The sequence below is a fragment of the Pseudomonas baetica genome, from assembly GCF_051216495.1.
GTDB classification, from domain to species: Bacteria; Pseudomonadota; Gammaproteobacteria; order Pseudomonadales; family Pseudomonadaceae; genus Aquipseudomonas; species Aquipseudomonas baetica_B.
Genome location: NZ_JBPKAM010000065.1, coordinates 14,718 through 38,423, shown reverse-complemented (window position 1 = coordinate 38,423; position 23,706 = coordinate 14,718). Strand labels below are relative to the sequence as shown.

19 protein-coding genes are annotated in these 23,706 nt (G+C 60.0%); 11 read left to right on the top strand and 8 right to left on the bottom strand.

All coding sequences use genetic code 11. From position 1 onward, the window contains the following. Positions 1–114: 114 nt before the first annotated feature. The 7 genes from phaC to ACSFE6_RS21315 form a co-directional block, all read right to left on the bottom strand. On the bottom strand, positions 115–1,794 hold the full coding sequence (gene phaC / locus ACSFE6_RS21345; protein WP_435429438.1) for a class II poly(R)-hydroxyalkanoic acid synthase: 1,680 nt from the start codon (positions 1,792–1,794) through the stop codon (positions 115–117). A 259-nt stretch (positions 1,795–2,053) separates the two neighbouring features. Next, complete coding sequence (locus ACSFE6_RS21340; protein ID WP_175375331.1) at positions 2,054–2,425, bottom strand: gamma-butyrobetaine hydroxylase-like domain-containing protein; 372 nt, start codon at positions 2,423–2,425, stop codon at positions 2,054–2,056. A gap of 137 nt (positions 2,426–2,562) precedes the next feature. Next, a complete protein-coding gene (hslU, locus tag ACSFE6_RS21335) occupies positions 2,563–3,900 on the bottom strand; it encodes an HslU--HslV peptidase ATPase subunit (protein ID WP_435429437.1) in 1,338 nt (445 codons plus the stop codon). 57 nt (positions 3,901–3,957) lie between these two features. Further along, entirely contained in the window at positions 3,958–4,488 is a 531-nt protein-coding gene (gene hslV, locus ACSFE6_RS21330; RefSeq protein ID WP_435429436.1) for an ATP-dependent protease subunit HslV, read from the bottom strand. A gap of 234 nt (positions 4,489–4,722) precedes the next feature. Further along, entirely contained in the window at positions 4,723–5,433 is a 711-nt protein-coding gene (locus ACSFE6_RS21325; protein ID WP_435429435.1) for an SPOR domain-containing protein, read from the bottom strand. 1 nt (position 5,434) lies between these two features. Further along, positions 5,435–7,171, bottom strand: coding sequence for an arginine--tRNA ligase (gene argS, locus ACSFE6_RS21320; RefSeq protein WP_435429434.1), 1,737 nt, complete (start codon positions 7,169–7,171; stop codon positions 5,435–5,437). Between the two features lie 210 nt (positions 7,172–7,381). Then, on the bottom strand, positions 7,382–9,601 hold the full coding sequence (locus tag ACSFE6_RS21315; protein ID WP_435429433.1) for a primosomal protein N': 2,220 nt from the start codon (positions 9,599–9,601) through the stop codon (positions 7,382–7,384). A gap of 291 nt (positions 9,602–9,892) precedes the next feature. On the opposite strand from ACSFE6_RS21315, the gene rpmE reads away from it, so the two are divergent. From rpmE to ACSFE6_RS21300, 3 genes are all read left to right on the top strand, one after another. After that, entirely contained in the window at positions 9,893–10,111 is a 219-nt protein-coding gene (gene rpmE, locus ACSFE6_RS21310) for a 50S ribosomal protein L31 (protein WP_008047849.1), read from the top strand. A gap of 35 nt (positions 10,112–10,146) precedes the next feature. Then, positions 10,147–10,935, top strand: a complete 789-nt coding sequence (locus tag ACSFE6_RS21305) for a thermonuclease family protein (protein WP_435429432.1) — start codon at positions 10,147–10,149, stop codon at positions 10,933–10,935. A 183-nt stretch (positions 10,936–11,118) separates the two neighbouring features. Continuing rightward, the gene (locus tag ACSFE6_RS21300; RefSeq protein ID WP_435429431.1) at positions 11,119–12,387 is read left to right on the top strand and encodes a malic enzyme-like NAD(P)-binding protein; all 1,269 of its coding nucleotides are present in this window, start codon (positions 11,119–11,121) and stop codon (positions 12,385–12,387) included. A gap of 143 nt (positions 12,388–12,530) precedes the next feature. On the opposite strand, the gene ACSFE6_RS21295 is transcribed toward ACSFE6_RS21300, so the two are convergent. Beyond that, complete coding sequence (locus tag ACSFE6_RS21295; RefSeq protein ID WP_435429439.1) at positions 12,531–14,969, bottom strand: penicillin-binding protein 1A; 2,439 nt, start codon at positions 14,967–14,969, stop codon at positions 12,531–12,533. Between the two features lie 218 nt (positions 14,970–15,187). Here ACSFE6_RS21295 and ACSFE6_RS21290 point away from each other — a divergent pair, with 218 nt between their 5' ends. The 8 genes from ACSFE6_RS21290 (at position 15,188) to ACSFE6_RS21255 (ending at position 23,426) form a co-directional block, all read left to right on the top strand. After that, the gene (locus ACSFE6_RS21290; RefSeq protein WP_435429430.1) at positions 15,188–16,249 is read left to right on the top strand and encodes a pilus assembly protein PilM; all 1,062 of its coding nucleotides are present in this window, start codon (positions 15,188–15,190) and stop codon (positions 16,247–16,249) included. Further along, positions 16,249–16,815, top strand: coding sequence for a PilN domain-containing protein (locus tag ACSFE6_RS21285; protein WP_435429429.1), 567 nt, complete (start codon positions 16,249–16,251; stop codon positions 16,813–16,815). Before ACSFE6_RS21290 ends, ACSFE6_RS21285 begins: the two co-directional genes overlap by 1 nt. Further along, positions 16,812–17,435 (top strand): type 4a pilus biogenesis protein PilO, encoded by a 624-nt coding sequence (gene pilO, locus ACSFE6_RS21280; protein ID WP_435429428.1) that lies wholly within the window; start codon positions 16,812–16,814, stop codon positions 17,433–17,435. The genes ACSFE6_RS21285 and pilO overlap by 4 nt, the downstream gene beginning before the upstream one ends. Continuing rightward, positions 17,432–17,959: a pilus assembly protein PilP gene (locus tag ACSFE6_RS21275; RefSeq protein WP_435429427.1), complete on the top strand. Its 528-nt coding sequence runs from the start codon at positions 17,432–17,434 to the stop codon at positions 17,957–17,959. Before pilO ends, ACSFE6_RS21275 begins: the two co-directional genes overlap by 4 nt. 13 nt (positions 17,960–17,972) lie before the next feature. After that, a complete protein-coding gene (gene pilQ, locus ACSFE6_RS21270) occupies positions 17,973–20,030 on the top strand; it encodes a type IV pilus secretin PilQ (RefSeq protein ID WP_435429426.1) in 2,058 nt (685 codons plus the stop codon). 4 nt (positions 20,031–20,034) lie between these two features. Then, entirely contained in the window at positions 20,035–20,553 is a 519-nt protein-coding gene (gene aroK / locus ACSFE6_RS21265; protein ID WP_056725695.1) for a shikimate kinase AroK, read from the top strand. 151 nt (positions 20,554–20,704) lie between these two features. After that, complete coding sequence (gene aroB / locus ACSFE6_RS21260; protein WP_435429425.1) at positions 20,705–21,805, top strand: 3-dehydroquinate synthase; 1,101 nt, start codon at positions 20,705–20,707, stop codon at positions 21,803–21,805. A 10-nt stretch (positions 21,806–21,815) separates the two neighbouring features. Then, a complete protein-coding gene (locus ACSFE6_RS21255; protein ID WP_435429424.1) occupies positions 21,816–23,426 on the top strand; it encodes an AAA family ATPase in 1,611 nt (536 codons plus the stop codon). Positions 23,427–23,706 lie beyond the last annotated feature (280 nt).

Here is a 23,706-nt window from a genome sequence, read left to right as displayed (position 1 = left end):
AGCATGCTCGCGATGGACTCGAAAACATCGCGGGGTTTCAGATCCCCCGCGTCATCGTTAACGCCCATCGCGAGCATGCTCGCTCCTACACCGGGGTAGGGCGAGGTGTGTCAGTTACCGCTCATGTACATAAGTACCCGGCGCTGCTTCGCCCGCCGGATAAGCCTTGTTACCCAACTTCAAAGGAGCCTTTTTCAGTTCGCCCGAGCGCTGGGCCAGCCAGGCTTGCCAGTGCAGCCACCAGGAGTCGGTGTGTTTGGTGGAGTTCTCCTGCCATTCTTCGGCAGTATCCGCTACTTCGCTATTGGTCATGTAGCGGGATTTCGGGTTGCCCGGCGGATTCAGGATGCTCTGAATATGGCCGCTGCTGGACAGCACGAACTCGACGTTGCCGCCAAACAGATGTGCCGACTTGTAGCAGCACTTCCACGGGGTGATGTGGTCAGTGGTGCCGGCCAGGGAGAAGATGTCGGCCTTCACCTGTTTCAGGTCAATCGGCGTGCCGCACACTTCCAGTGCATTCGGACGAATCAGTGGGTTGTTTTTGAACAGTTCGATCAGGTCGCCGTGAAACGCTGCGGGCAGTCGCGTGGTGTCGTTGTTCCAGAACAGGATGTCGAAAACCGGGGGCTCGTTGCCCAGCAGGTAGTTGTTGACCCAGTAGTTCCAGATCAGGTCGTTGGGGCGCATCCAGGCGAAGACTTTCGCCATGTCGCGGCCTTCCAGTACGCCGGCCTGATAGGAGTGGCGCTTGGCGGCCTCCAGGGTCTGCTCGTTGACGAACAGGGCGACATCGGTATCCAGCGTGGTGTCGAGCACGCTCACCAGCAGGGTGAGGGCGTTGACCTTGTTCTCGCCGATCGCGGCGTAGTGACCCAGCAGCGCGGTGCAGGTGATGCCGCCGGAGCAGGCGCCCAGCATGTTCACGTCCTTGCTGCCGGTGATGGCCGTGACCACGTCGACCGCTTCCTTGAGCGCCTCGATGTACGTCGACAGGCCCCACTCGCGCTGTTCCTTGGTAGGGTTGCGCCAGCTGACGATAAACGTCTGCACGTTACTGCGCAGACAGAACCGCGCCAGGCTTTTTTCCGGGCTGAGGTCGAAAACATAGAATTTGTTGATTTGCGGCGGTACCACCAGCAGCGGACGCTCGTGGACTTGCTCGGTGCTCGGCCTGTACTGGATCAGCTCCAGTACATCGTTGCGGAACACCACCGCCCCTTCGGTCACGCCCAGGGTCTTGCCGACTTCGAAGGCGCCCATGTTGACCTGGCTCGGCATGCCGTTGTTGTGCACCAGATCCTTGGCCAGATGCGAAAGGCCGTCGAGCAGGCTTTTGCCCCCGGTTTCAAAGAAGCGTTTGACCGCCGCCGGGTTGGCCGCGCTGTTGGTTGGGGCCATGGCTTCGGTCATGAGGTTGATCACGAAGTGCCCACGGCTGATGTCGTTGGGTGGCAGGTTGCTGTCGTCGATCCAGTCGTGAAGCTCCTTGCGCCACGCCAGGTAGGTTTGCATATAACGTTTGTAGAGCGGGTTCTGGCTCCAGGCCGGATCGACGAAGCGACGGTCTTCGTTGGCCGGTTGCAGCTCGGACTTGCCGAACAGCACGTTCTTGAGTTCAAGGCCGAAATGCGCGACATGCTTGGCGCTGTGCACAGGTTGTTTGATGGCCTGCCTGAGCACCATTCGAGCAGAAGCCAGTAGATCCTTTCCACGTAGCCCAACGACAGGATTCAGTCCCAAGGTGTTTTCCGAGGCCTGATACTTCAAGTCATCGTTATTCTTGTTACTCATCTACGACGCTCCATTGTCCTGAGACGAATACCCGGGTCCTGCTGTGCAGTCACACAGCCAATACCAGGTACTGCTGCCCAGGTGACCGTTAATACTGCACCGCTGCTTTTAGTTCGCAGAGAGCACTGCAGGGAACTTGCCAGCTCCATTGGTTACCCGAGTTTAATTTTTTTCGCAAGCAGGCCAATCACCGCCATCGAAGCGGAGCATTCAAACAGATGGAATTAGAAAATGCCTTCTAAAGAGCAAGAGGCTCGGGCTAGAGCATCAGCTTGACGACGGATTCGTTCGGGTCGCGGGATTTGCCGGCGGCTTTGAGCTCGGCCAGGTAATCCTCCCAGAGTGCGTCATAACGTCGCCCCAGTTCATAGAGGTATTCCCAGGTGAACAGACCGCTGTCGTGGCCGTCGTCGAAGGTCAATTTCAGTGCGTACTGACCGGCCGGTTCCAGCTTGCTCAGGCCTACGTTGATCTTGCCAAATTGCAGGATGGGTTTGCCGTGGCCCTGGACCTCGGCGGAAGGAGAGTGCACGCGCAGGAACTCGGCGGGCAGGGTGTATTCCTCGCCGGACGCGTATTTGAGCGTCAGGGTTTTCGAGGCTTTGTGCAGTTTGATGTCGGTGGGGATCATGGCCAAAGTTCCGATGGGGATGGAACCCTGTAGGAGCGAGCTTGCTCGCGATGGAGTATCAGGCGACGCGGGCATTCAGATAGCCCGCGTCATCGTTGACCACCATCGCGAGCAAGCTCGCTCCTACAGGTCTTGGCTTACAGGATATAACGGGACAGGTCTTCGTTCTGCGCCAATTCGCCCAGGTGGTTGTTGACGTAGTCGGCGTCGATCTGGATCGCCTTGTCATCGTGGGCGCTGGCCAGGTCGCCGGCGCTGAACGACACCTCTTCGAGCAGGCGCTCGAGCAGGGTGTGCAGGCGACGGGCACCGATGTTCTCGGTTTTCTCGTTGACCTGCCAAGCGATCTCCGCGATGCGCTTGATACCGTCCGGCTGGAACTCGATGGACAGGCCTTCGGTTTTCAGCAGTGCACAGTATTGCTCGGTGAGCGAGGCATGCGGCTCGCTGAGAATGCGTTCGAAGTCTTGCGGCGACAGCGCCTTGAGCTCAACGCGAATCGGCAGGCGACCTTGCAGCTCCGGCACCAGATCGCTCGGCTTGCTCAGGTGGAACGCACCGGAGGCGATGAACAGGATGTGGTCGGTCTTGACCATGCCCAGTTTGGTGTTGACGGTGCAGCCTTCGATCAGCGGCAGCAAATCGCGCTGCACACCCTCGCGGGACACATCGGCACCGCCGACATTACCGCGCTTGGCAACCTTGTCGATTTCGTCGATGAACACGATGCCGTGCTGCTCGACCGCTTCCAGTGCCTTGGCTTTCAATTCTTCATCGTTGACCAGGCGGCTGGCTTCTTCGTCGCGCACCAGTTTCAGCGCTTCCTTGACCTTGAGCTTGCGGCTCTTGCGTTTGCCCTTGCCCATGTTGGCGAACAGGCTCTGCAACTGGTTGGTCATCTCTTCCATGCCCGGAGGCGCGGAGATATCGACGCCGGACATTTCGGCGACTTCGATTTCGATTTCCTTGTCGTCCAGCTGACCTTCACGCAGGCGCTTGCGGAACAGCTGGCGAGTGTTGGAGTCGGAGGTCGGAGCGTCGTCGTTGCTGAAGCCCATGCGTGCAGGAGGCAGCAGCGCGTCGAGGATGCGCTCTTCGGCGGCGTCTTCGGCGCGGTGACGAACCTTGGTGATTTCCTGTTCGCGCAGCAGTTTGATTGCGGCGTCAGCCAGGTCACGGATGATCGATTCGACATCACGGCCAACATAGCCGACTTCGGTGAACTTGGTCGCTTCGACCTTGATGAAAGGCGCGTTGGCCAGCTTGGCCAGGCGACGGGCGATCTCGGTTTTACCGACACCGGTCGGACCGATCATCAGGATGTTTTTCGGGGTGACTTCAACGCGCAGCTCTTCAGGCAGCTGCATCCGGCGCCAGCGATTGCGCAAGGCAATGGCGACGGCGCGCTTGGCATCGTCCTGGCCGATGATATGGCGATTGAGTTCGTGGACGATTTCACGGGGAGTCATGGACATAGTATTTGGCGGACCTCAGGCAAGAATGAGCCGTGGCGCAATGGCGCCCGAACAGGCTTACTCGGCGCAGTCCTGCTCCTCAATGGTCTGGGTGTGATTGGTGAATACGCAGATGTCGCCGGCGATGCCGAGGGCGGTCTCGACGATTTCCCGGGCCGACAGGTCGGTTTTTTTCAGCAGTGCGCTGGCGGCCGCCTGGGCATAGGCGCCACCGGAGCCCATGGCGATCAGGCCGTGCTCGGGTTCGACCACGTCGCCGTTGCCGGTGATGATCAGCGAGGCATCTTTGTTGGCAACCGCAAGCATGGCTTCGAGGCGGCTCAGGGTGCGGTCGGTGCGCCATTCTTTGGCGAGTTCGACGGCGGCGCGAACCAGATGGCCCTGGTGTTTTTCAAGCTGGCCTTCGAAGCGTTCGAATAGGGTAAAGGCGTCAGCCGTGGCGCCGGCAAAACCGGCGAGAACTTCACCGTGGTACAGGCGACGAACTTTCTTGGCGTTGCCTTTCATCACGGTATTGCCGAGAGAAACCTGGCCGTCGCCGCCCATGACGACTTTGCCTTGGCGGCGAACTGAAACGATGGTGGTCAAGGGAAGAGTCTCCACGCAGCGGGGCGAAAGTGCCTTATGCCGATACATATGGGGGTGGTGGAGAGGATTTCAACTGTGGGAGGTGGCGGGGGACGAATGGCGTGTGATGACTGTGGCGAGGGGATTTATCCCCGTTGGACTGCGCAGCAGTCCCGTTTTTGGGGCCGCTTCGCAGCCCAACGGGGATAAATCCCCTCGCCACAAGGTGTGGGCAGCCGTGCCCATAAGAGAGGATCAGCGGCTCTGGCGTTGTTGTAACAACAGATTGCTGAACCCGGCACCGGACAGTTGTTTCTGCGCGGTGGTCAATTGCTCGCGATTGCTGAACGGGCCTACCAGGACTCGATACCAGGTCTCGTCCTTCACTGTGCCGGATTCCACCGCCACTGCCTGGCCGAGCAGGATGATCTGCGCGCGTACCTTGTCCGCGTCAGACTCCTTGCGGAACGAACCGGCCTGCAGGAAGAACTTGGTCACCGGTGCGGCCTTGGCGACGGGTGGCGCCGGTGGCGGCGTGATTCCGGACAGGGCGGCCTGGGCGCGGGCGGTGTCGATCTTCGCCGCTTCCGCCGGGGTTACCGGTGTCGTCGGAACGGCCGGAACCTGCGGCGTCGGCAGGGTTTTTTCCGGCACGGCATCCGGCGGCACGATGACCTCCGATTCCGGCAGCAGGGTGTAGAAGTCGTACTTCGGCTTCACCGGTTGCGTCGGGCTCGGCGGCGTCTTGTTGGCCTCGGCGATCTTGGTGGCTTTCTGTTGCTGCTCGACCTTCTCACGCTTGACCGTGTCGCTGCCCTTGCCCGGTTCCAGCTTCATCAAAAATACGATGAAGGCACCGACCGTCAGGCCGATGGCCATCCACAGCCAACCCGGAATCGGTTGCTTTGCTGGAGCTTGGTATCGGCTGGCGCCACGCTTGGGTGCAGGTTTTTTCTTGGCAGCCAACTTACATGCGCTCCAGGGTTTCCAGGCCCAGCAGCTCCAGGCCTTGCTTGAGAGTACGGCCGGTCAGCGCAGCGAGGCGCAGACGGCTCTGCATTTGTTCCGGGGTCTCGGCGGCGAGGATCGGGCAGTTCTCGTAGAAGCTGGAGAACAGGCCAGCGACGTCGTACAGGTAGGTGCACAGAATGTGCGGCGTACCCTTCTCGGATACGTTGTTCAGCACTTCGCCGAATTGCGCGAGTTTCGCCGCCAGTTCCAGTTCGTGCGGGGCTTCGAGAATGATCTGGCCTTCGACTTCGCTGAAGTCCTTGCCAAGCTTGCGGAACACACCGGCCACGCGAGTGTAGGCGTACAGCAGGTAAGGCGCGGTATTGCCTTCGAAATTCAGCATCAGGTCGAAGTTGAAGCTGTAGTCGCTGGTGCGGTGCTTGGACAGGTCAGCGTATTTCACTGCGCCGATGCCCACGACCTTGGCGATGTTGCGCAGGTCGGCTTCGGCCAGTTCCGGGTTCTTGTCCTTCACCAGGGTGTAGGCGCGTTCCTGGGCTTCGGTCAGTAGCTCGATCAGTTTCACGGTGCCGCCGTCACGGGTCTTGAACGGGCGGCCGTCGGCGCCGTTCATGGTGCCGAAGCCCATGTGTTCCATTTCCATCGGATGCGTCACGAAGCCGGCCTTGCGCGCCACGGCGAATACTTGCTGGAAGTGCAGGGCCTGGCGCTGATCGACAAAGTACAGGGCGCGATCGGCCTTGAGCTTGCCGCTGCGGTAGCGCACGGCGGCCAGGTCAGTGGTGGCGTAGAGGTAGCCGCCATCAGCCTTGACGATGATTACCGGCAGCGGATCGCCGTCGGCATTCTTGAACTCGTCGAGGAACACGCACTGAGCGCCGTTACTCTCGACCAGCATACCGGCGGCCTTGAGGTCGTTGACCACGTTGATCAGGTCGTCGTTGTAGGCGCTTTCGCCCATGACGTCGGCCATGGTCAGCTTGACGTTCAGCAGCTCGTAGATTTTCTGGCAGTGGGACAGCGAAATGTCCTTGAATTTGGTCCACAGTGCCAGGCAATCGGCATCGCCAGCCTGCAGCTTGACCACCAGGCCACGGGCACGGTCGGCGAACTCTTCGGATTCGTCGAAGCGTTGCTTGGCGGCGCGGTAGAAGTTTTCCAGGTCCGACAGCTCGTCGCTGGTGATCGGGTTTTCCTGCAGGTAAGCCATCAGCATGCCGAACTGGGTGCCCCAGTCGCCAACGTGGTTCTGACGGATCACTTCGTCGCCGAGGAATTCGAGCACGCGAGCGACGCCGTCGCCGATGATGGTCGAGCGCAAGTGGCCAACGTGCATTTCTTTGGCCAGGTTCGGTGCCGACAGATCGACCACGGTGCGTTGCACGGGGCCGGCCTTGCGCACGCCGATGTTGGCATCAGCCAGGGCGGCGTCAAGGCGAGAGGCCAGGGCCTGGGTGTTCTGGAAGAAGTTGAGGAAGCCAGGGCCGGCGATCTCGGCTTTGGAGACGTTCTCGTCAGCCGGCAGCGCGGCAATGATCTTTTCCGCCAGGTCGCGTGGCTTCATGCCGGCCGGCTTGGCCAGCATCATGGCGATGTTGCTGGCGAAGTCGCCATTCTTCTTGTCGCGGGAGTTTTCCACCTGGATCGCCGGCGTCAGGCCTTCAGGCAACACACCTTCGTTGACGAGTTGGGTGATGGCTTGTTGGATCAGCTGGCGAATGGTGTCTTTCATGGTCTTCTCTTTCGACCGCAGGCGCGGCGGCGCTTCGATGCGCTGGTGGAAAAACTGGGCATTATCCGTTGCCGAGGCAGGCTTGCCAACTATAGCGGGCAGGTTATGGATATGCGGTGACAAATTGAACCCCTTCGCGAGCAGGCTCGATCCCACAGGGTATACGCGGTCTCTGTGGGAGCGAGCCTGCTCGCGAAGACAATCTTGAATTCAATACAAATCGACTGGATCGACATCCAGGGACCAGCGTACCGCCCGTCCGCTCGGCATTTGCTCCAATACCAACAACCAGCTTGCCAGCAATCGATGCAACGACGCCCGCGCGGTCGCCTGCAATAACAACTGCGCCCGGTAACGGCCGGCCCGGCGCTCCATCGGTGCGGGCACCGGCCCGAGCAGCTCGATCCCCGTTAAACCCTGTTCGGCCAGCAAGCGCTCGGCCTCGCTGCACGCCTCGTCGAGAAAACCTTCGGCCTGTCCCGGTTTGTGCGCTTCGGCGCGCAACAACGCCAGGTGCGCGAAAGGTGGCAGACCGGCTGCCCGACGTTCACTCAAGGCCTGTTCGGCAAAGGCGAAATAGCCCTGTTCGGTCAATTGCACCAGCAGTGGATGGTCGGCCAGGTGCGTCTGGATGATCACCTTGCCCGGTTCTTCCGCCCGACCGGCGCGTCCGGCGACCTGAACGATCAGTTGCGCCATGCGCTCGCTGGCGCGGAAGTCGCCGGAGAACAACCCGCCGTCGGCATCGAGAATCGACACCAGGGTCACCCGGGGAAAGTGGTGGCCCTTGGCGAGCATTTGCGTGCCCACCAGAATGCACGGCTGGCCCTTTTGTATCGTGGTGAACAATTGGTTCATTGCGTCCTTGCGCGATGTGCTGTCACGGTCGACCCGCAGTACCGGGTAGTCGGGGAACAAAATTGCCAAGCGTTCTTCGGCCCGTTCCGTGCCGGCACCGACCGGACGCAAATCAACCTTGTTGCACTTCGGGCATTGTCGCGGCACCCGTTCGACATAGCCGCAATGGTGACAGCGCAGCTCGCCATAGCGCTGATGCACGGTCATGCGCGCGTCGCAGCGCTGGCATTCGGACATCCAGCCGCAGTCGTGGCACAGCAGCGTGGGAGCGAACCCACGGCGGTTGAGGAATACCAGCACTTGCTGGCCGGCTGCGAGGGTCTGGCCAATCGCCTGTTGCATCGGCCCGGAAATACCACTGTCCAGTGGACGGCTTTTCACGTCCAGGCGCAGGAAGCGCGGCTGCTTGGCGCCGCCGGCACGCTCGTTGAGTCGTAGCAAGCCATAGCGGCCGGTGTAGGCGTTGTGCAGGCTTTCCAGTGAGGGTGTGGCTGAACCCAGCACAATCGGAATGTTTTCCTGCCGGGCGCGCACCAGCGCCAGATCCCGGGCGTGATAGCGCAGGCCTTCCTGCTGTTTATAAGAGCCGTCGTGCTCTTCGTCGATGATGATCAGGCCAGGATTTTTCATCGGCGTGAACAGCGCCGAACGGGTGCCGATAATGATGTCGGCCTCGCCGTCGCGGGCGGCGAGCCAGGCATCGAGGCGTTCGCGATCATTGACCGCCGAGTGAAGCAGTGCGATGCGCGCATTGAAGCGCTGCTCGAAGCGCGCCAGGGTTTGCGGGCCCAGATTGATTTCCGGGATCAGTACCAGCGCCTGTTTGCCGGCCTCCAGGGTTTCGCGGATCAGTTGCAAGTACACTTCGGTCTTGCCGCTGCCGGTGACGCCAGCCAAAAGGAACGCATGGTAACTGTCGAACCCGGCACGAATCGCTTCGCAGGCGGCGCTTTGTTCCGCATTGAGCGGCAGCTCCGGCTGGGCCAGCCAATGTTCGTGGCGGACGCCGGGCGCATGCCTGCGGACTTCGACCTGCACCAGGTCCTTGGCCAGCAACAGATCGAGGCTGTCCTTGCTCAGCATCAGTTTGCTCAGCAACGGGTGGGCAACGCCATGGGGGTGCTGGGCCAGTGTCGCCAGGGCTTCTCGCTGGCGCGGGGCGCGGGCGATGCGCGGGTCATCGAGGCGGGCGCCGGGGGCAACGGACCAAAAACGTTCCTGGCGTGCTTCGGCCAGTTCGCCCTGACGCAACAATACCGGCAGCGCCCAACTCAAGGTGTCGCCAAGGCTGTGCTGGTAATACTGGGAGGTCCATAGGCATAGCTTGAACAGCGCGGGCGGCAGCGGTGGGGTGGTGTCGAGCAACGCCAGTGCGCGTTTGAGTTTTTCCGCCGGGACTTCGCTGGTGTCGGTGATTTCCACCAGGATCCCGATCATCTCCCGCCGGCCGAACGGTACCCGCAGGCGCATGCCAGGGTGCAGGCGCGCGCGCAGCACGCCGGCCGGTGCACGATAGTCGAACAGGCGGCGCAAGGGCGAAGGCAAGGCAAGGCGCAGAATGGCGTCGGGCACGCGGGGGATTCTCGGTCAGCGAACAAGGGGAGCAGGGGCGATCACATAACCTGTGGGAGCGAGCCTGCTCGCGAAGGGGGCTCACCAGTCAACATTGATGTCGCCTGGCACACCGCTTTCGCGAGCAGGCTCGCTCCCACAAGGGTGAAGCATAGGGCCGGGAGCCTAGCAGACGGTCGGTCTCAGTGACAGCTTGCGTGAATGGGATTGTCTGGTAGAATCCGCGGCCTAATTACGTGCGGTATTCAACAATAGTGTTGGGTGGCGGCACGCTAGCCTGAGGAAGACACCATGAAAGCTGATATCCATCCAGAATACCCAGCAGTTGCTGTTACCTGCAGCTGCGGCAACAAGTTCGAAACCCGTTCGACCTTCGGCAAAGCCCTGGCGATCGACGTTTGCAACGAGTGCCACCCGTTCTACACCGGTAAGCAAAAGACTCTGGACACTGGCGGCCGCGTTCAGCGCTTCGCCGACCGTTTCGGTGCTTTCGGCGCGAAAAAGGCCTAAGGCCGATCAGCTTGGGAAGCCGTTTCGGTTTTTCCATGCTGATGAAAAAGGCGTCCCTTGCGGGCGCCTTTTTTGTGTCCGCGATTTGGCTATCTGCTGCCCAGGCTTACTGCCCGGCACCGGGTGGCCTGACATCCGTCGCGGTGCAGCGGGTGGTGGATGGCGACACGTTGCGTCTGAGCGACGGCCGCAATGTGCGCATGATCGGCTTGAATACGCCGGAGCTGGGCAAGAAAGGTCGCTCCGACGAACCCTTTGCCGTGGCGGCGCGTAAACGTCTCGAGGCCTTGGTGGCGGCAAGCGACGGGCAGGTCGGTTTACTGCCCGGTAAAGAAAGCAAAGACCGCTATGGGCGGACCCTGGCCCATGTCTATGGCGCTGACGGTGCCAATCTTGAAGCGCAAATGCTCGCCGAAGGCCTCGGTTTTCTGGTGGCCATCCCTCCAAATGTCGATCTGGTCGGCTGTCAGCAGGCTGCGGAACGCAGTGCCCGACAGGCAGGTCTCGGTGTGTGGCGTCAGTCCCCTGTACTGAAAGCGGATCAGATCGGCACGGCCGGTTTTGCTGTGCTCACCGGTCATGTGAGCAAGGTTCAACGCAATCGTGGCGGGGTTTGGATCGAATTGCAGGATTCGGTTGTATTGCGCGTTGCACCCAATGTGCTCTCTCATTTCGATGCGGTTTCACTTGAAAACCTCCAAGGCAAGCAAATCGAGGCGCGTGGCTGGGTGCTGGATCGTTCTCGCCGCGGCGGGCTCAAGGAGGGTCAGGCTCGCTGGATGTTGCCGCTGACGGATCCAGCCATGCTGGAAGTGATGCCCTGACAAAAAATTGTAGACATTTTTTCTGTTAATTGTGAACAGTCGTACCCCTTGTGTTCTGCGGCTCTTGGCCCAAAGTCGTAGGGCGGGGCGCTTGACAGGGATGACCGGTCAGTCTTGTGGGGATTTTGCGAGGCGCGTATCCTCGCTGACCAGTCTGTCCAACAGTAAAAGCGGAATGCCCATATGTCTGATTTGAAAACTGCCGCTCTCGAATATCACGCCAATCCTCGTCCAGGGAAACTGAGCGTCGAACTCACCAAGGCCACCGCTACCGCCCGCGACCTGTCGCTGGCCTACAGCCCCGGCGTAGCCGAACCCGTACGCGAAATCGCCCGCGACCCGGAACTGGCCTACAAATACACCGGCAAAGGCAACCTGGTTGCAGTCATTTCCGATGGCACCGCGATTCTCGGCCTGGGTAACCTCGGCCCATTGGCTTCCAAGCCAGTGATGGAAGGTAAAGGTGTTCTGTTCAAGCGCTTCGCCGGCATCGACGTTTTCGACATCGAAGTCGACTCCGAAAGCCCGCAAGCCTTCATCGACACCGTCAAGCGCATCTCCATTACGTTCGGCGGCATCAACCTGGAAGACATCAAGGCGCCTGAGTGCTTTGAAATCGAACGCGCTCTGATCGAGCAGTGCGACATTCCGGTATTCCACGATGACCAGCACGGCACCGCGATCGTGACCGCGGCCGGCATGATCAACGCCCTGGAAATCGCCGGCAAAACCTTGCCGGAAGCCAAGATCGTCTGCCTGGGCGCCGGTGCGGCCGCCATCTCCTGCATGAAGTTGCTGGTGAGCATGGGCGCCAAGATCGAGAACATCTTCATGATCGACCGTACCGGTGTGATTCACTCCGGCCGTGACGATCTGAACCAGTACAAGGCTGTCTTCGCTCACGCGACCGACAAGCGCACCCTGGCCGATGCCCTGAAAGGCGCAGACGTGTTCGTTGGCCTGTCCGGCCCGAACTTGCTGAGCGCTGAAGGGCTGCTGTCGATGGCGGCCAACCCGATCGTCTTCGCTTGCTCGAACCCGGACCCGGAGATCTCTCCGGAACTGGCTCACGCCACTCGCAACGACGTGATCATGGCTACCGGCCGTTCGGACTACCCGAACCAGGTCAACAACGTACTGGGCTTCCCGTTCATCTTCCGTGGTGCCCTGGACGTTCGCGCCAAGCGCATCAACGAAGAAATGAAAGTGGCAGCGGCCAACGCCCTGAAGGACCTGGCCAAGCTGCCAGTGCCGAAGGAAGTCTGTGCAGCCTACGGCGTCGATACACTGGAGTTCGGTCGTGAGTACATCATTCCGAAGCCAATGGATGCCCGTCTGATCACCTTGGTATCCGATGCAGTGGCCAAGGCTGCGATCGAGACCGGTGTGGCGACCCTGCCGTATCCGAAGCACTACCCGCTGAAAAGCGTGGATGACGTGTTCAACGGCTAAAAGCAGCCGCCCATAAAAAACCCAGCCAAGCGCTGGGTTTTTTTATGGCTCAAGCGGCAAGCTACAAGCTGCAAGTTAAAAGCGAAGAGTGACTGCTTTTGCTTCCTCTTGCGGCTTGTGGCTTGAAGCTTGCCGCTGCCCCTCTAGAACAAATCGATCGGCGCCGCTTCATCCGCCGGCAGAGGACTGCCTGGGGCATTGCCATTACCCAGTTCATTGATCGATGGCGGCGTGTCTTCGGCCTTGAACAGTTCAAAGTAGGCGCCCGGCGTGCTTGGGGTTGCTGCTCGGCCGCTGATCGGGTCGACACGCAGGCTCAGGATGCCTTCAGGCTCCTGCTGCGTATGCGGCGGCAGGCCCTTGAGCGCGGCGCCCATGTAGTTCATCCAGATCGGCAGTGCGACCGTACCGCCAAATTCCTTGCGACCGAGGCTTTCAGGCTGGTCGAATCCGGTCCAGACAGTGGTCACGTAATCGGCGTTGTAGCCGGAGAACCACGCGTCCTTGGATTCGTTGGTGGTACCTGTCTTGCCGGCGATGTCGCTGCGGCCCAGGGCCAGGGCGCGACGGCCGGTGCCGAGTTTGATCACATCCTCAAGCATGCTGTTGAGGATGAAAGTGGTGCGGCCATCGACGATACGTTCAGCCACCGCGGGTGCTTGTGACGCCGGTTGGGCTGTCAGTGTTTCCCCTGGCGTCGCGTTGACCGTAAAGGCCTCGGCAGCCGGCGCAGCGATGCCATCGCTGGCGGCGCCGCCCTTCGGAACGCTCGGCGGGTTGGCGACAAACAGTGTATCGCCGTTGCGGCTTTCGACCTTGTCGATGATGTACGGGGTGATCTTGTATCCGCCGTTGGCGAAGGTGCTCCAGCCCGTGGCGATTTCCATCGGTGTCAGGGTTGCGGTGCCCAGCGCCAGGGACAGGTTGGGTGGCAGATCCTGTTTGTTGAAGCCGAAGCGAGTGATGTAATCGATGGTCTTGCCTACGCCCATTGCTTGCAGCAGGCGGATCGACACCAGGTTGCGCGACTTGTACAGCGCTTCACGCAGGCGGATCGGGCCGAGGAAGGTGTTGGTATCGTTTTTCGGGCGCCAGACCTTGTCCAGGTACTCGTCGACAAACACGATCGGAGCGTCGTTCACCAGGCTGGCGGCGGTGTAGCCGTTGTCCAGCGCGGCACTGTAGACGAAAGGCTTGAAACTCGAGCCTGGCTGGCGTTTGGCCTGCAAGGCGCGGTTGTAGTTGCTCTGTTCGAAGGCAAAGCCGCCGACCAGCGAGCGGATCGCGCCGTTCTGCGGGTCGAGGGACACCAGTGCACCTTGGGCCTGTGGAATCTGGCTGAACTTCAGTGAGTTATCCGGTTGGCGCTGTACGCGAATCAGGTCGCCGACCTGTGCAACGTCCGACGGCTGCTTCGGATTGGCACCCATGCTGTTGGTGTTCAGGAACGGACGCGCCCACTTCATGCTGTCCCAACCGACATGTTCGCTGCCGGTACGGGTCAGGACCTGCAGGCCGTTTTTGTCGACCTGGGTGACGATGGCCGGCTCGAGGCTGCTGATGGTGCGTTGCTTGGTCAGTTCGGTCGCCCAGGCTTCACGGGTCTTTCCTGGCAGGCGCGACTCCGGTCCGCGATAGCCGTGACGCTGGTCGTAGGTCATCAAGCCTTCGTGGACAGCGGTGTTGGCCATTTCCTGCAGATTGCTCGGCACCGTGGTGGTCACGCGGAAACCTTCGGTGTAGGCGTCGCTGCCATAGCGCCCGACCATTTCGGCGCGGGCCATTTCGGCGATGTAAGGGGCGTTCACTTCCGGGGTTGGCACGTGATAGCTGGCGTTGAGCGGCTCGTTGATCGCGGCGGTGTAATCGGCTTCGCTGATTTTGCCGAGCTTGTACATGCGCCCCAGGATCCAGTCGCGACGTTCCTTGCTGCGTGCCGGGTTGGCGAGCGGGTTAAAGCGCGACGGGGCTTTTGGCAGGCCGGCAATCATCGCCATCTGCGCCAGGCTGACGTCACGAATCGACTTGCCATAGTAGACCTGCGCCGCCGCCTCGATGCCGTAAGCGCGGTTGCCCAGATAGATCTTGTTGACGTACAGCTCAAGGATTTCGTCCTTGGTCAGCTGTCGTTCGATTTGCAGGGCCAGGAGGATTTCAGTGGTTTTGCGCGAAAAACTGCGCTCGCTGGTCAGGAAGAAGTTCTTCGCCACCTGCATGGTGATGGTGCTGCCGCCGGATTGGATGTGCCCGCTTTTGACCAGTTGGGTGGCGGCACGCATCAGGCTGCTGGGATCAACGCCATAGTGATTGGCGAAGTTATCGTCTTCAGCACTTAGTAACGCATTGATGAAATTGGGGGGAATGTCGGCGAAACGGATAGGAGTACGGCGCATTTCGCCAAACTCTGCGATCAACTTGTTGTCGCTGCTGTAGACCCGAAGCGGAATCTGCAACTGGATGCTTCTCAGCGCCTCCACGGAGGGCAATCCGGGGCTAAGGTAAAGAAACGCCCCGCTCAGACCCAGAAGCAGTCCGCAGAATATCGCGACGATGGACCAACCGAGAAATTTCAGCAGACGAATCAAGGCTTTTGGATATCCAGGGCAAAGAATGAATTAGGCATCAGGGTTCAGGCTAAAGGCGAACGACCCGCGCTTGAGAAAAAAGCGGAAAAAAACGCCGAGCATTATAAGCATTTTTCCGTCGCAGGCGTCATTCGTGGGCGCTGTCAAGACGGGTGGATGGAACGCAACACACATTACAGAGTCCGTAACTCACGGAAAGTCATAGGGAATTGCGAGTGCCAGGACTCTTCAATAAAAAGGCCAATGCGCTTTTAGGTATCGACATTAGCTCCACATCGGTGAAGCTCCTGGAATTGAGCCGCCAGGGCGACCGCTACAGGGTCGAGGCCTACGCGGTCGAGCCGCTGCCGGCCAACGCCGTTATCGAGAAAAACATCGCCGAGCTCGAAGGTGTGGGCCTGGCCCTTTCTCGTGTGCTGATCAAGGCCAAGACCAGCCTCAAGAACGTTGCCGTTGCCGTGGCCGGATCGGCTGTGATCACCAAGACGATCGAGATGGACGCCGGCCTTTCCGACGACGAGATGGAAAGCCAACTCAAGGTCGAGGCCGATCAGTACATCCCCTATCCATTGGATGAGGTCGCCATCGATTTCGAGGTTCAGGGTGAGTCGGCGCGCAATCCCGAGCGGGTCAATGTGTTGCTCGCGGCCTGTCGCAAGGAAAATGTGGAGGTTCGTGAAGCAGCACTGGCCCTGGCCGGTCTGACCGCCCGCGTGGTCGATGTGGAAGCCTATGCCCTGGAGCGATCGTTCGGCTTGCTGGCGAACCAGTGGGTGGCCTCCCGGGAGCGCTTGGTGGCGGTGGTCGATATAGGCGCGACCATGACCACCCTGAGCGTGCTGCTGGCCGGACGGATCATCTACACCCGTGAACAATTGTTCGGTGGTCGCCAATTAACCGAAGAAATCCAGCGCCGATACGGCCTGACCGTCGAACAGGCGGGGCTGGCGAAGAAGCAGGGTGGTTTGCCGGCCGATTACGCCAGCGAAGTGTTGCAGCCGTTTCGCGAAGCATTGGTCCAGCAGGTCTCGCGTTCGTTGCAGTTTTTCTATGCCTCCGGTCAATACCACTCGGTCGATCACATTTTACTCGCCGGTGGCACGGCCTCAGTCCCGGAGCTGGATCGGTTGATCGAGCAGCAACTGGGCACGCCGACGCACGTGGCCAACCCGTTCTCCGACATGACCCTGAGCAACAAGGTCAACTCGGCGGCGCTGGCCAGCGACGCACCGGCCCTGATGATCGCCTGCGGGCTCGCCCTCAGGAGTTTCGACTGATGGCGCGAATCAATCTTCTACCCTGGCGCGAAGAGTTGCGCGAGCAGCGTCGCAAGCACTTTCTACTGATTCTGGTCGGTGTGCTGGTGGGGGCGGCCAGTGCCGTGCTGATCGCCAATCAGGCAATCAACAATGCGATAGACCGGCAGGTTGCGCGCAACAATTACATCGGCAAGCAGATTATGGTGGTCGACGAGCGGATCAAGCAGATCAGCGATCTCAAGGCTCGTCGCCAGCAATTGGTCGAGCGCATGCGCATCATCCAGGACTTGCAAGGCAATCGGCCGATCAGTGGGCGAATTTTTGACCAGTTGGCACGGACCCTGCCCGACGGGGTGTATTTCACGGAAGTGAAAATGGCCGGCAAGACCTTGTCCATTACCGGTGCAGCAGAATCGAACAACCGTGTTTCCGACCTGATGCGCAATCTGGAGGCGTCAGACTGGTTCGATGCGCCCAGCCTGACGGAAGTCAAGGCAACCACTGCCGGTCAACTGGATCAGGCCAACGTCTTTCAGCTGACCGTTCGTCAAGCCCAGCCTACCGCCGTGGAGGATGGGAAATGAGCCTGCCCGGATGGTTCGAAGGGCTGCGCAGAATCGACATCAACGATCTGGATACCAACAACATCGGCTCATGGCCGTCGGCGATCAAGGCGCTGGTGGGGGCGCTGGTCGTGGTGCTGGTGCTGGCGTTTGGCTACAGCTTTTCCACGAGCGAGCTGCAGAGCCAGCTGGACCTCAAGCGCGAGGAGGAGTCGACCCTAATGGAACAATTTGCCACCAAGGCCCGCATGGCGGCGAATCTGGAGCTTTACACCCAGCAGATGAGGGCGATGGAAAACTCCTTTGGTGTGTTGCTGCGACAACTGCCCAGCGATACCGAAGTACCTGGCCTGCTGGAGGACATCACCCGCACCGGCCTGGGCAGTGGCCTGGAGTTTGAAGAGATCAAGCTATTGCCCGAGGTCTCCCAACCTTTCTACATCGAGCTGCCGATCCAGATTACCGTCACCGGCGCCTATCACGACCTGGCCACGTTCGTCAGCGGTGTAGCCGGACTGCCGCGGATTGTCACCTTGCATGATTTCGACCTGGCGCCGGCAAATCCCGAAGGTGGCCCCAAATTGCGCATGAGCATTCTGGCCAAGACCTACCGTTACAACGACAAGGGGCTGCATCCATGAGCCCGCTTCGTGTTTTTTTCCTGGCCGCTGTTTTGGCCATCCTGGCTGGTTGTGACAGTGGTAATGACTTTAGTGATCTGGATGCCTACATGAACGAAATGCGCCTGCGGGCGCCGGGAAAGATTGAACCAACGCCGACATTCCGGTCTTACCCGACATTCACTTACAACGCCGCCAATCTGCGCAGTCCGTTTTCGCCGCAAGCCAGAGTCGATCTGGCCGGTCAGAAGCGCGGCTCGCACAACGTCAAGCCCGATCCCACCCGGGTCAAGCAGTACCTCGAAGGTTTCAACATCGAGCAATTTGAAATGGTTGGCACGATTTCCAATGCATCCGGTTCTTTTGCGCTGCTGCGCGGGGCTGGCGGGGTGCATCGGCTGAAAGTCGGAGATTACCTGGGGCGCAATGAGGGGCGGATCGTCGCCATCAACGCTTCGCAGGTCGATGTGGTCGAAATCGTCCCGGATGGCCAAGGTGCCTGGCTGGAGCGGCCACGGACCATACCTTTGAAAGAACACTCATAGTGGGACTCGAACAATGAACAGGATTTTCTCAACCCTCGGTATGTCGCTATGGATAGCGCTGATGTCGCCGATGGTACAAGCGGCCAACCTCAAAGCGCTGGATGTCGCTGCGCTGCCCGGGGACCGCGTCGAGTTGAAGCTGGCGTTCGATGAGCAACCCCCGGCGCCCCATGGGTATACGACGGAGTCTCCTGCGCGGATCGCGCTGGATTTGCCCGGTGTCGTCAATCAACTGGCGAGCAAGACGCGCGATCTTGGCAGCGGCAATGCTCGAAGCGCGACGGTTGTCGAAGCCAGGGACCGTACGCGGCTGATCATCAATCTGACCCAGTTGACTCCCTACGACACGCGGATCGAAGGCAACAATCTGTTTGTGGTGGTGGGGCAGGGTGCAAAAAGCACAACCTTCAGGTCGTCCGCCACCGTAGTGTCGGCGCCGGCTCGCGCCCCCGCGCCATCGGCGAAGTCCATCCGGGCGGTGGATTTTCAGCGTGGTACTCAGGGTGAGGGCAATGTGGTGATCGAATTGTCGGATCCGTCCATCGCGCCAGACATTCAGGAGCGCGAGGGCAAGATCGTTCTTGGTTTTGCCAAAACCCGATTGCCCGAACCCCTGCGCGTGCGCCTGGACGTCAAGGATTTCGCCACGCCGGTGCAGTTCGTCAATGCCAGTGCCTCGGGTGATCGTGCAACGATCACCATCGAGCCCAGCGGTGCCTTCGATTACTCGACGTATCAGACCGACAACAAGCTGACTGTCAGTATCCGCCCGATGACCATCGACGACCTGCAGAAACGTAACGCCGACCGCTACGCCTACAGCGGCGAAAAACTCTCGCTGAACTTCCAGGACATCGACGTGCGATCAGTGCTGCAACTGATCGCCGATTTCACCAATCTCAATCTGGTGGCCAGCGACACGGTGCAAGGCGGTATCACGCTGCGTTTGCAAAACGTGCCGTGGGATCAGGCGCTCGACCTTGTGCTGAAAACCAAGGGGCTGGACAAGCGCAAGATCGGAAACGTCCTGCTGGTGGCCCCTGCCGATGAGATCGCCGCCCGGGAGCGCCAGGAGTTGGAGTCGCAGAAGCAGATCGCCGAATTGGCGCCATTGCGGCGGGAGTTGTTGCAAGTCAATTACGCCAAGGCGGCCGATATCGCCAAACTGTTCCAGTCCGTGACCAGTGCCGAAGCGAAAGTCGACGAACGGGGTTCGATCACCGTCGATGAGCGTACCAACAACATCATTGCCTACCAGACCCAGGACCGGCTCGACGAATTGCGGCGAATCGTGGCGCAGCTGGATATCCCGGTGCGCCAGGTGATGATCGAGGCGCGGATCGTCGAAGCCAACGTCGACTATGACAAGAGCCTTGGTGTGCGTTGGGGCGGTTCGGTCCAGAAGGGCAATTGGAACACTTCTGGCGTCAACAACGGCTCGACGACCGTCGGCACACCGGGAAGCACCAGTACCAATACGCCGTTCGTCGATATGGGGGCCGCCTCCAATACCTCGGGGATCGGCATCGCGTTCATCACCGATAACGTCTTGCTCGACCTGGAACTGAGCGCCATGGAGAAAACCGGCAACGGCGAAATCGTTTCGCAACCCAAGGTGGTCACCTCCGACAAGGAAACCGCAAAAATCCTCAAGGGCACCGAAATTCCTTATCAGGAGGCCAGTTCCAGCGGCGCTACTTCGGTGTCCTTCAAGGAAGCGTCGTTGTCGTTGGAGGTGACGCCGCAAATTACCCCGGACAACCGGATCATCATGGAGGTCAAGGTCACCAAGGACGAACCGGACTACCTGAACAAGGTGCAGGATGTGCCGCCAATCAAGAAAAATGAGGTCAATGCCAAGGTCCTGGTCAACGATGGCGAGACCATCGTCATTGGCGGTGTTTTCTCAAATACTCAAAGCAAGGTTGTAGATAAGGTGCCATTTCTTGGCGATGTGCCGTATCTTGGCCGCCTTTTCCGGCGTGACGTGGTTTCGGAGAAAAAATCCGAGCTGTTGGTGTTTCTCACTCCGCGTATCATGAATAACCAGGCGATTGCTGTGAGTCATTGATTCTGTGCGAAATTTGATTCTTGTAGGACCGATGGGGGCTGGAAAAAGCACCATCGGCCGGTTGCTGGCCAAAGAGTTGCGCTTGCCATTCAAAGATTCCGATAAGGAAATTGAATTACGCACGGGCGCCAATATCCCATGGATCTTCGACAAGGAGGGCGAGCCAGGCTTTCGCGACCGCGAGCAGGCAATGATTGCCGAGCTGTGCGATTACGACGGTGTGGTGCTGGCCACCGGTGGGGGCGCGGTCATGCGCGAAGCCAATCGCCGGGCGCTGCACGCCGGCGGACGGGTGGTCTACCTGCATGCCTCTGTGGAGCAGCAGGTTGGTCGTACGTCTCGTGATCGCAATCGGCCATTGCTGCGCACTGCCGATCCGGCCAAGACCCTTCGGGATCTGCTGGCGATTCGTGATCCGCTTTATCGGGAAATCGCCGATCTGGTGGTGGAAACCGATGAGCGGCCGCCGCGGATGGTCGTGCTCGATATTCTCGAACGCTTGCAGCAGCTGCCTCCCCGTTAAAGCGCAGCGCGAAATGCGCTATCCTCGGCATCCTGCCACGACCGCTCAAGGTTGTGGCGGACGGCTACGGAGCGGCGTCATACCAGCCGATGCCATGGACTTTCGATAATTCAAGGCAGGATGCCTGATTCCATCTTCACTGTGGGGACACATGCAGACACTCAAGGTCGATCTAGGCGAGCGCAGCTACCCGATTCATATTGGCGAAGGTTTGTTGGATCAGCCTGAGCTGCTGGCCCCGCACATTCGCGGGCGGCAAGTGGCGATTATCTCCAACGAAACCGTTGCGCCGCTCTATCTCGAACGTCTGACCCGCAGTCTTGCGCAGTTTTCGGTGATTTCCGTGGTGCTGCCCGACGGTGAAGCCTTCAAGACCTGGGAAACCCTGCAACTGATTTTCGATGGGCTGCTGACCGCACGGCACGACCGTCGTACTACGGTGATCGCCCTCGGTGGCGGTGTCATCGGCGACATGGCCGGTTTTGCCGCAGCCTGCTACCAGCGTGGCGTCGATTTCATCCAGGTTCCGACCACCTTGCTATCGCAAGTCGATTCGTCGGTCGGTGGCAAGACAGGCATTAACCATCCGCTGGGCAAGAACATGGTCGGCGCCTTCTATCAGCCGAACGTCGTGCTGATCGATACGGCCTCCCTCAAGACGTTGCCGGCACGCGAGCTGTCCGCCGGCCTCGCTGAAGTCATCAAGTACGGGCTGATCTGCGATGAGCCGTTCCTGACCTGGCTCGAAGACAACGTCGATCGCTTGCGCAATCTGGATCAACAGGCCCTGACCTATGCCATCGAGCGTTCCTGCGCGGCCAAGGCCGCGGTCGTCGGGGCCGATGAAAAAGAAACGGGTGTACGTGCCACGCTCAACCTGGGCCATACCTTTGGTCATGCCATTGAAACCCATATGGGTTACGGCGTCTGGCTGCACGGTGAAGCGGTCGCCGCTGGCACCGTGATGGCTTTGGAGATGTCTGCACGCCTGGGCTGGATCAGCGAACAGGACCGCGACCGCGGCATTCGCCTGTTCCAGCGCGCCGGTCTGCCGGTCATCCCGCCTGAAGAGATGAGCGAAGCCGATTTCCTCGAACACATGGCAATTGATAAAAAAGTGATCGACGGTCGTTTGCGCCTGGTGCTGCTGCGCCACATGGGCGAAGCGGTGGTGACCGACGATTATCCGAAAGAGGTTCTACAGGCCACGCTGGGAGCGGATTACCGCGCCCTGGCTCAGCTTAAAGGTTAATAAGAACGAGATGACTAGTTTGCATGCCGACGAGGCTTTCCTCGGCCATTACCAGTTGAGTCACGACCCTTTTGCTCCACGGGTGCCTGGCTTCAAGTTTTTCCCGGCCCAGCGCAAACCGGTGCTGGGACAGTTGCATCACCTGGCGCGTTACAGCCAGTTGCTGCTGGTGGTCACGGGGCCGCAAGGCAGTGGCAAGACCCTGTTGCGTCAGGCCTTGGTGGCCAGTACCAACAAGCAATCAGTGCAAAGTGTGGTGGTCTCCGCTCGTGGCGCCGGCGATTCGGCTGGCGTGCTGCGTCAGGTCGCCCAGGCACTGGATGTTGCCCAGGCCGAGGTCGGTGCCATTCTGGACCAGGTGGTGCAGCTGGCCTTGACCGGCCAGGAAGTCTATTTGCTGGTGGATGATGCCGAGCAGCTCGACGAGTCCGCGCTCGAGGCGTTGATGGCACTGGGCGCCGGTGCACCGGAAGGTCGTCCGCATGTGTTCCTGTTCGGCGAGTCGTCATTGATTGCCCAGCTGGAGGCGCTGCACCTCGAGGAAGAGCGCTTCCACGTCATCGAATTGCAGCCTTATACCGAAGAAGAAACCCGCGAATATCTTGAGCAGCGCCTTGAGGGCGCGGGCCGGGGAATCGAACTTTTTACCGCGGATCAGATCTCTGATATTCACGAAAGCTCCGAAGGTTGGCCTGGCAACATCAATCAGGTCGCCCGCGATGCAATGATCGAAGCCATGATTGCCAGCCGCTCAGCGGTCAAGCGTCCAAGTATGGGGTTCAATATGCCGAAGAAACACGTATTGGCGATTTCCGCCGTCGTTGTGGTCGCGGTGGCGGCCGCCTGGTTGATGCCGGGTCGCAGCAAAGCACCGGCAACGGGTGCGCCAGCCAACGAGCAGGCGCAACTGCCACTGGGTCAGGGGCAGCCGCAAGCCGGCGGTGCTCCGGCCGTCGAATTCGCGGGTAATACGCAGCCGATGCCACTGCCGTTGGTCGGTAATTCGCAGCCGGTCATGCGCGGCCCACTCGCTGAAGCCGCCGGTGGTATCACTGAGGGTGACGATGGCGTACCGGTGGAAGGTTCAAGCGCGACACCTCCGACCGTGACCACTATCGCTCCGCCTGCTGGCGTTCCTGCCGGTCCTGCGCCGACACCAGCACCGACGCCAGTCCCGGCCGCCAAGCCCACGCCTGCACCGACCCAGGTGGCTACCGCCAAGCCAGCACCGGTTCCAGCACCTGCCGCCAAGCCTGCCCCGGCGCCGGCCAAACCTGCCGTTGCCGCCGCTGCCAAGCCTGTCGAGAAACCAGCTGCCGCAGCCAAAGCCGCTGGCGGCACCTGGTACGCCGGTCAGGCTCCGGGCAACTACGTGGTGCAAATTCTTGGCACCAGTTCCGAAGCGACCGCACAAAACTTCGTCAAGGAGCAGGGCGGCGAATACCGTTATTTCAAGAAAGTCCTCAACGGCAAACCGCTTTACGTCATCACCTACGGTAACTTCGCCAACCGCGATGCAGCCGTATCTGCCATCAAGGCCTTGCCAGCGAAGGTTCAGGCTGGTAAACCTTGGCCTCGCACTGTCGCCAGCGTCCAACAGGAACTGGCAACAACTCGCTGAAGATTCGGCGGCCTTACCCAGGCCGCCTCTCCCGGCACCTCAAAATTTCTGCAAGGCATGTCGCCCTCAAGGCCGCGTGCCTTGTGGTGTCTGCGTCACAGTAGTCTTTGAGTCGTTGCGGTCAAAACTAAAAAAAGTTTTGACTAGCACAGCGGATCGCTTTAAACCTTTCACAAATGCGACATAGATTTGCGACATTTCGTCGTCAAATTTGTGAGGCTAAGTGTCGGTGTGTACAATGACCTCCCTTTTGCCCCCGCAAAGCTGGCGTACGTTCGGC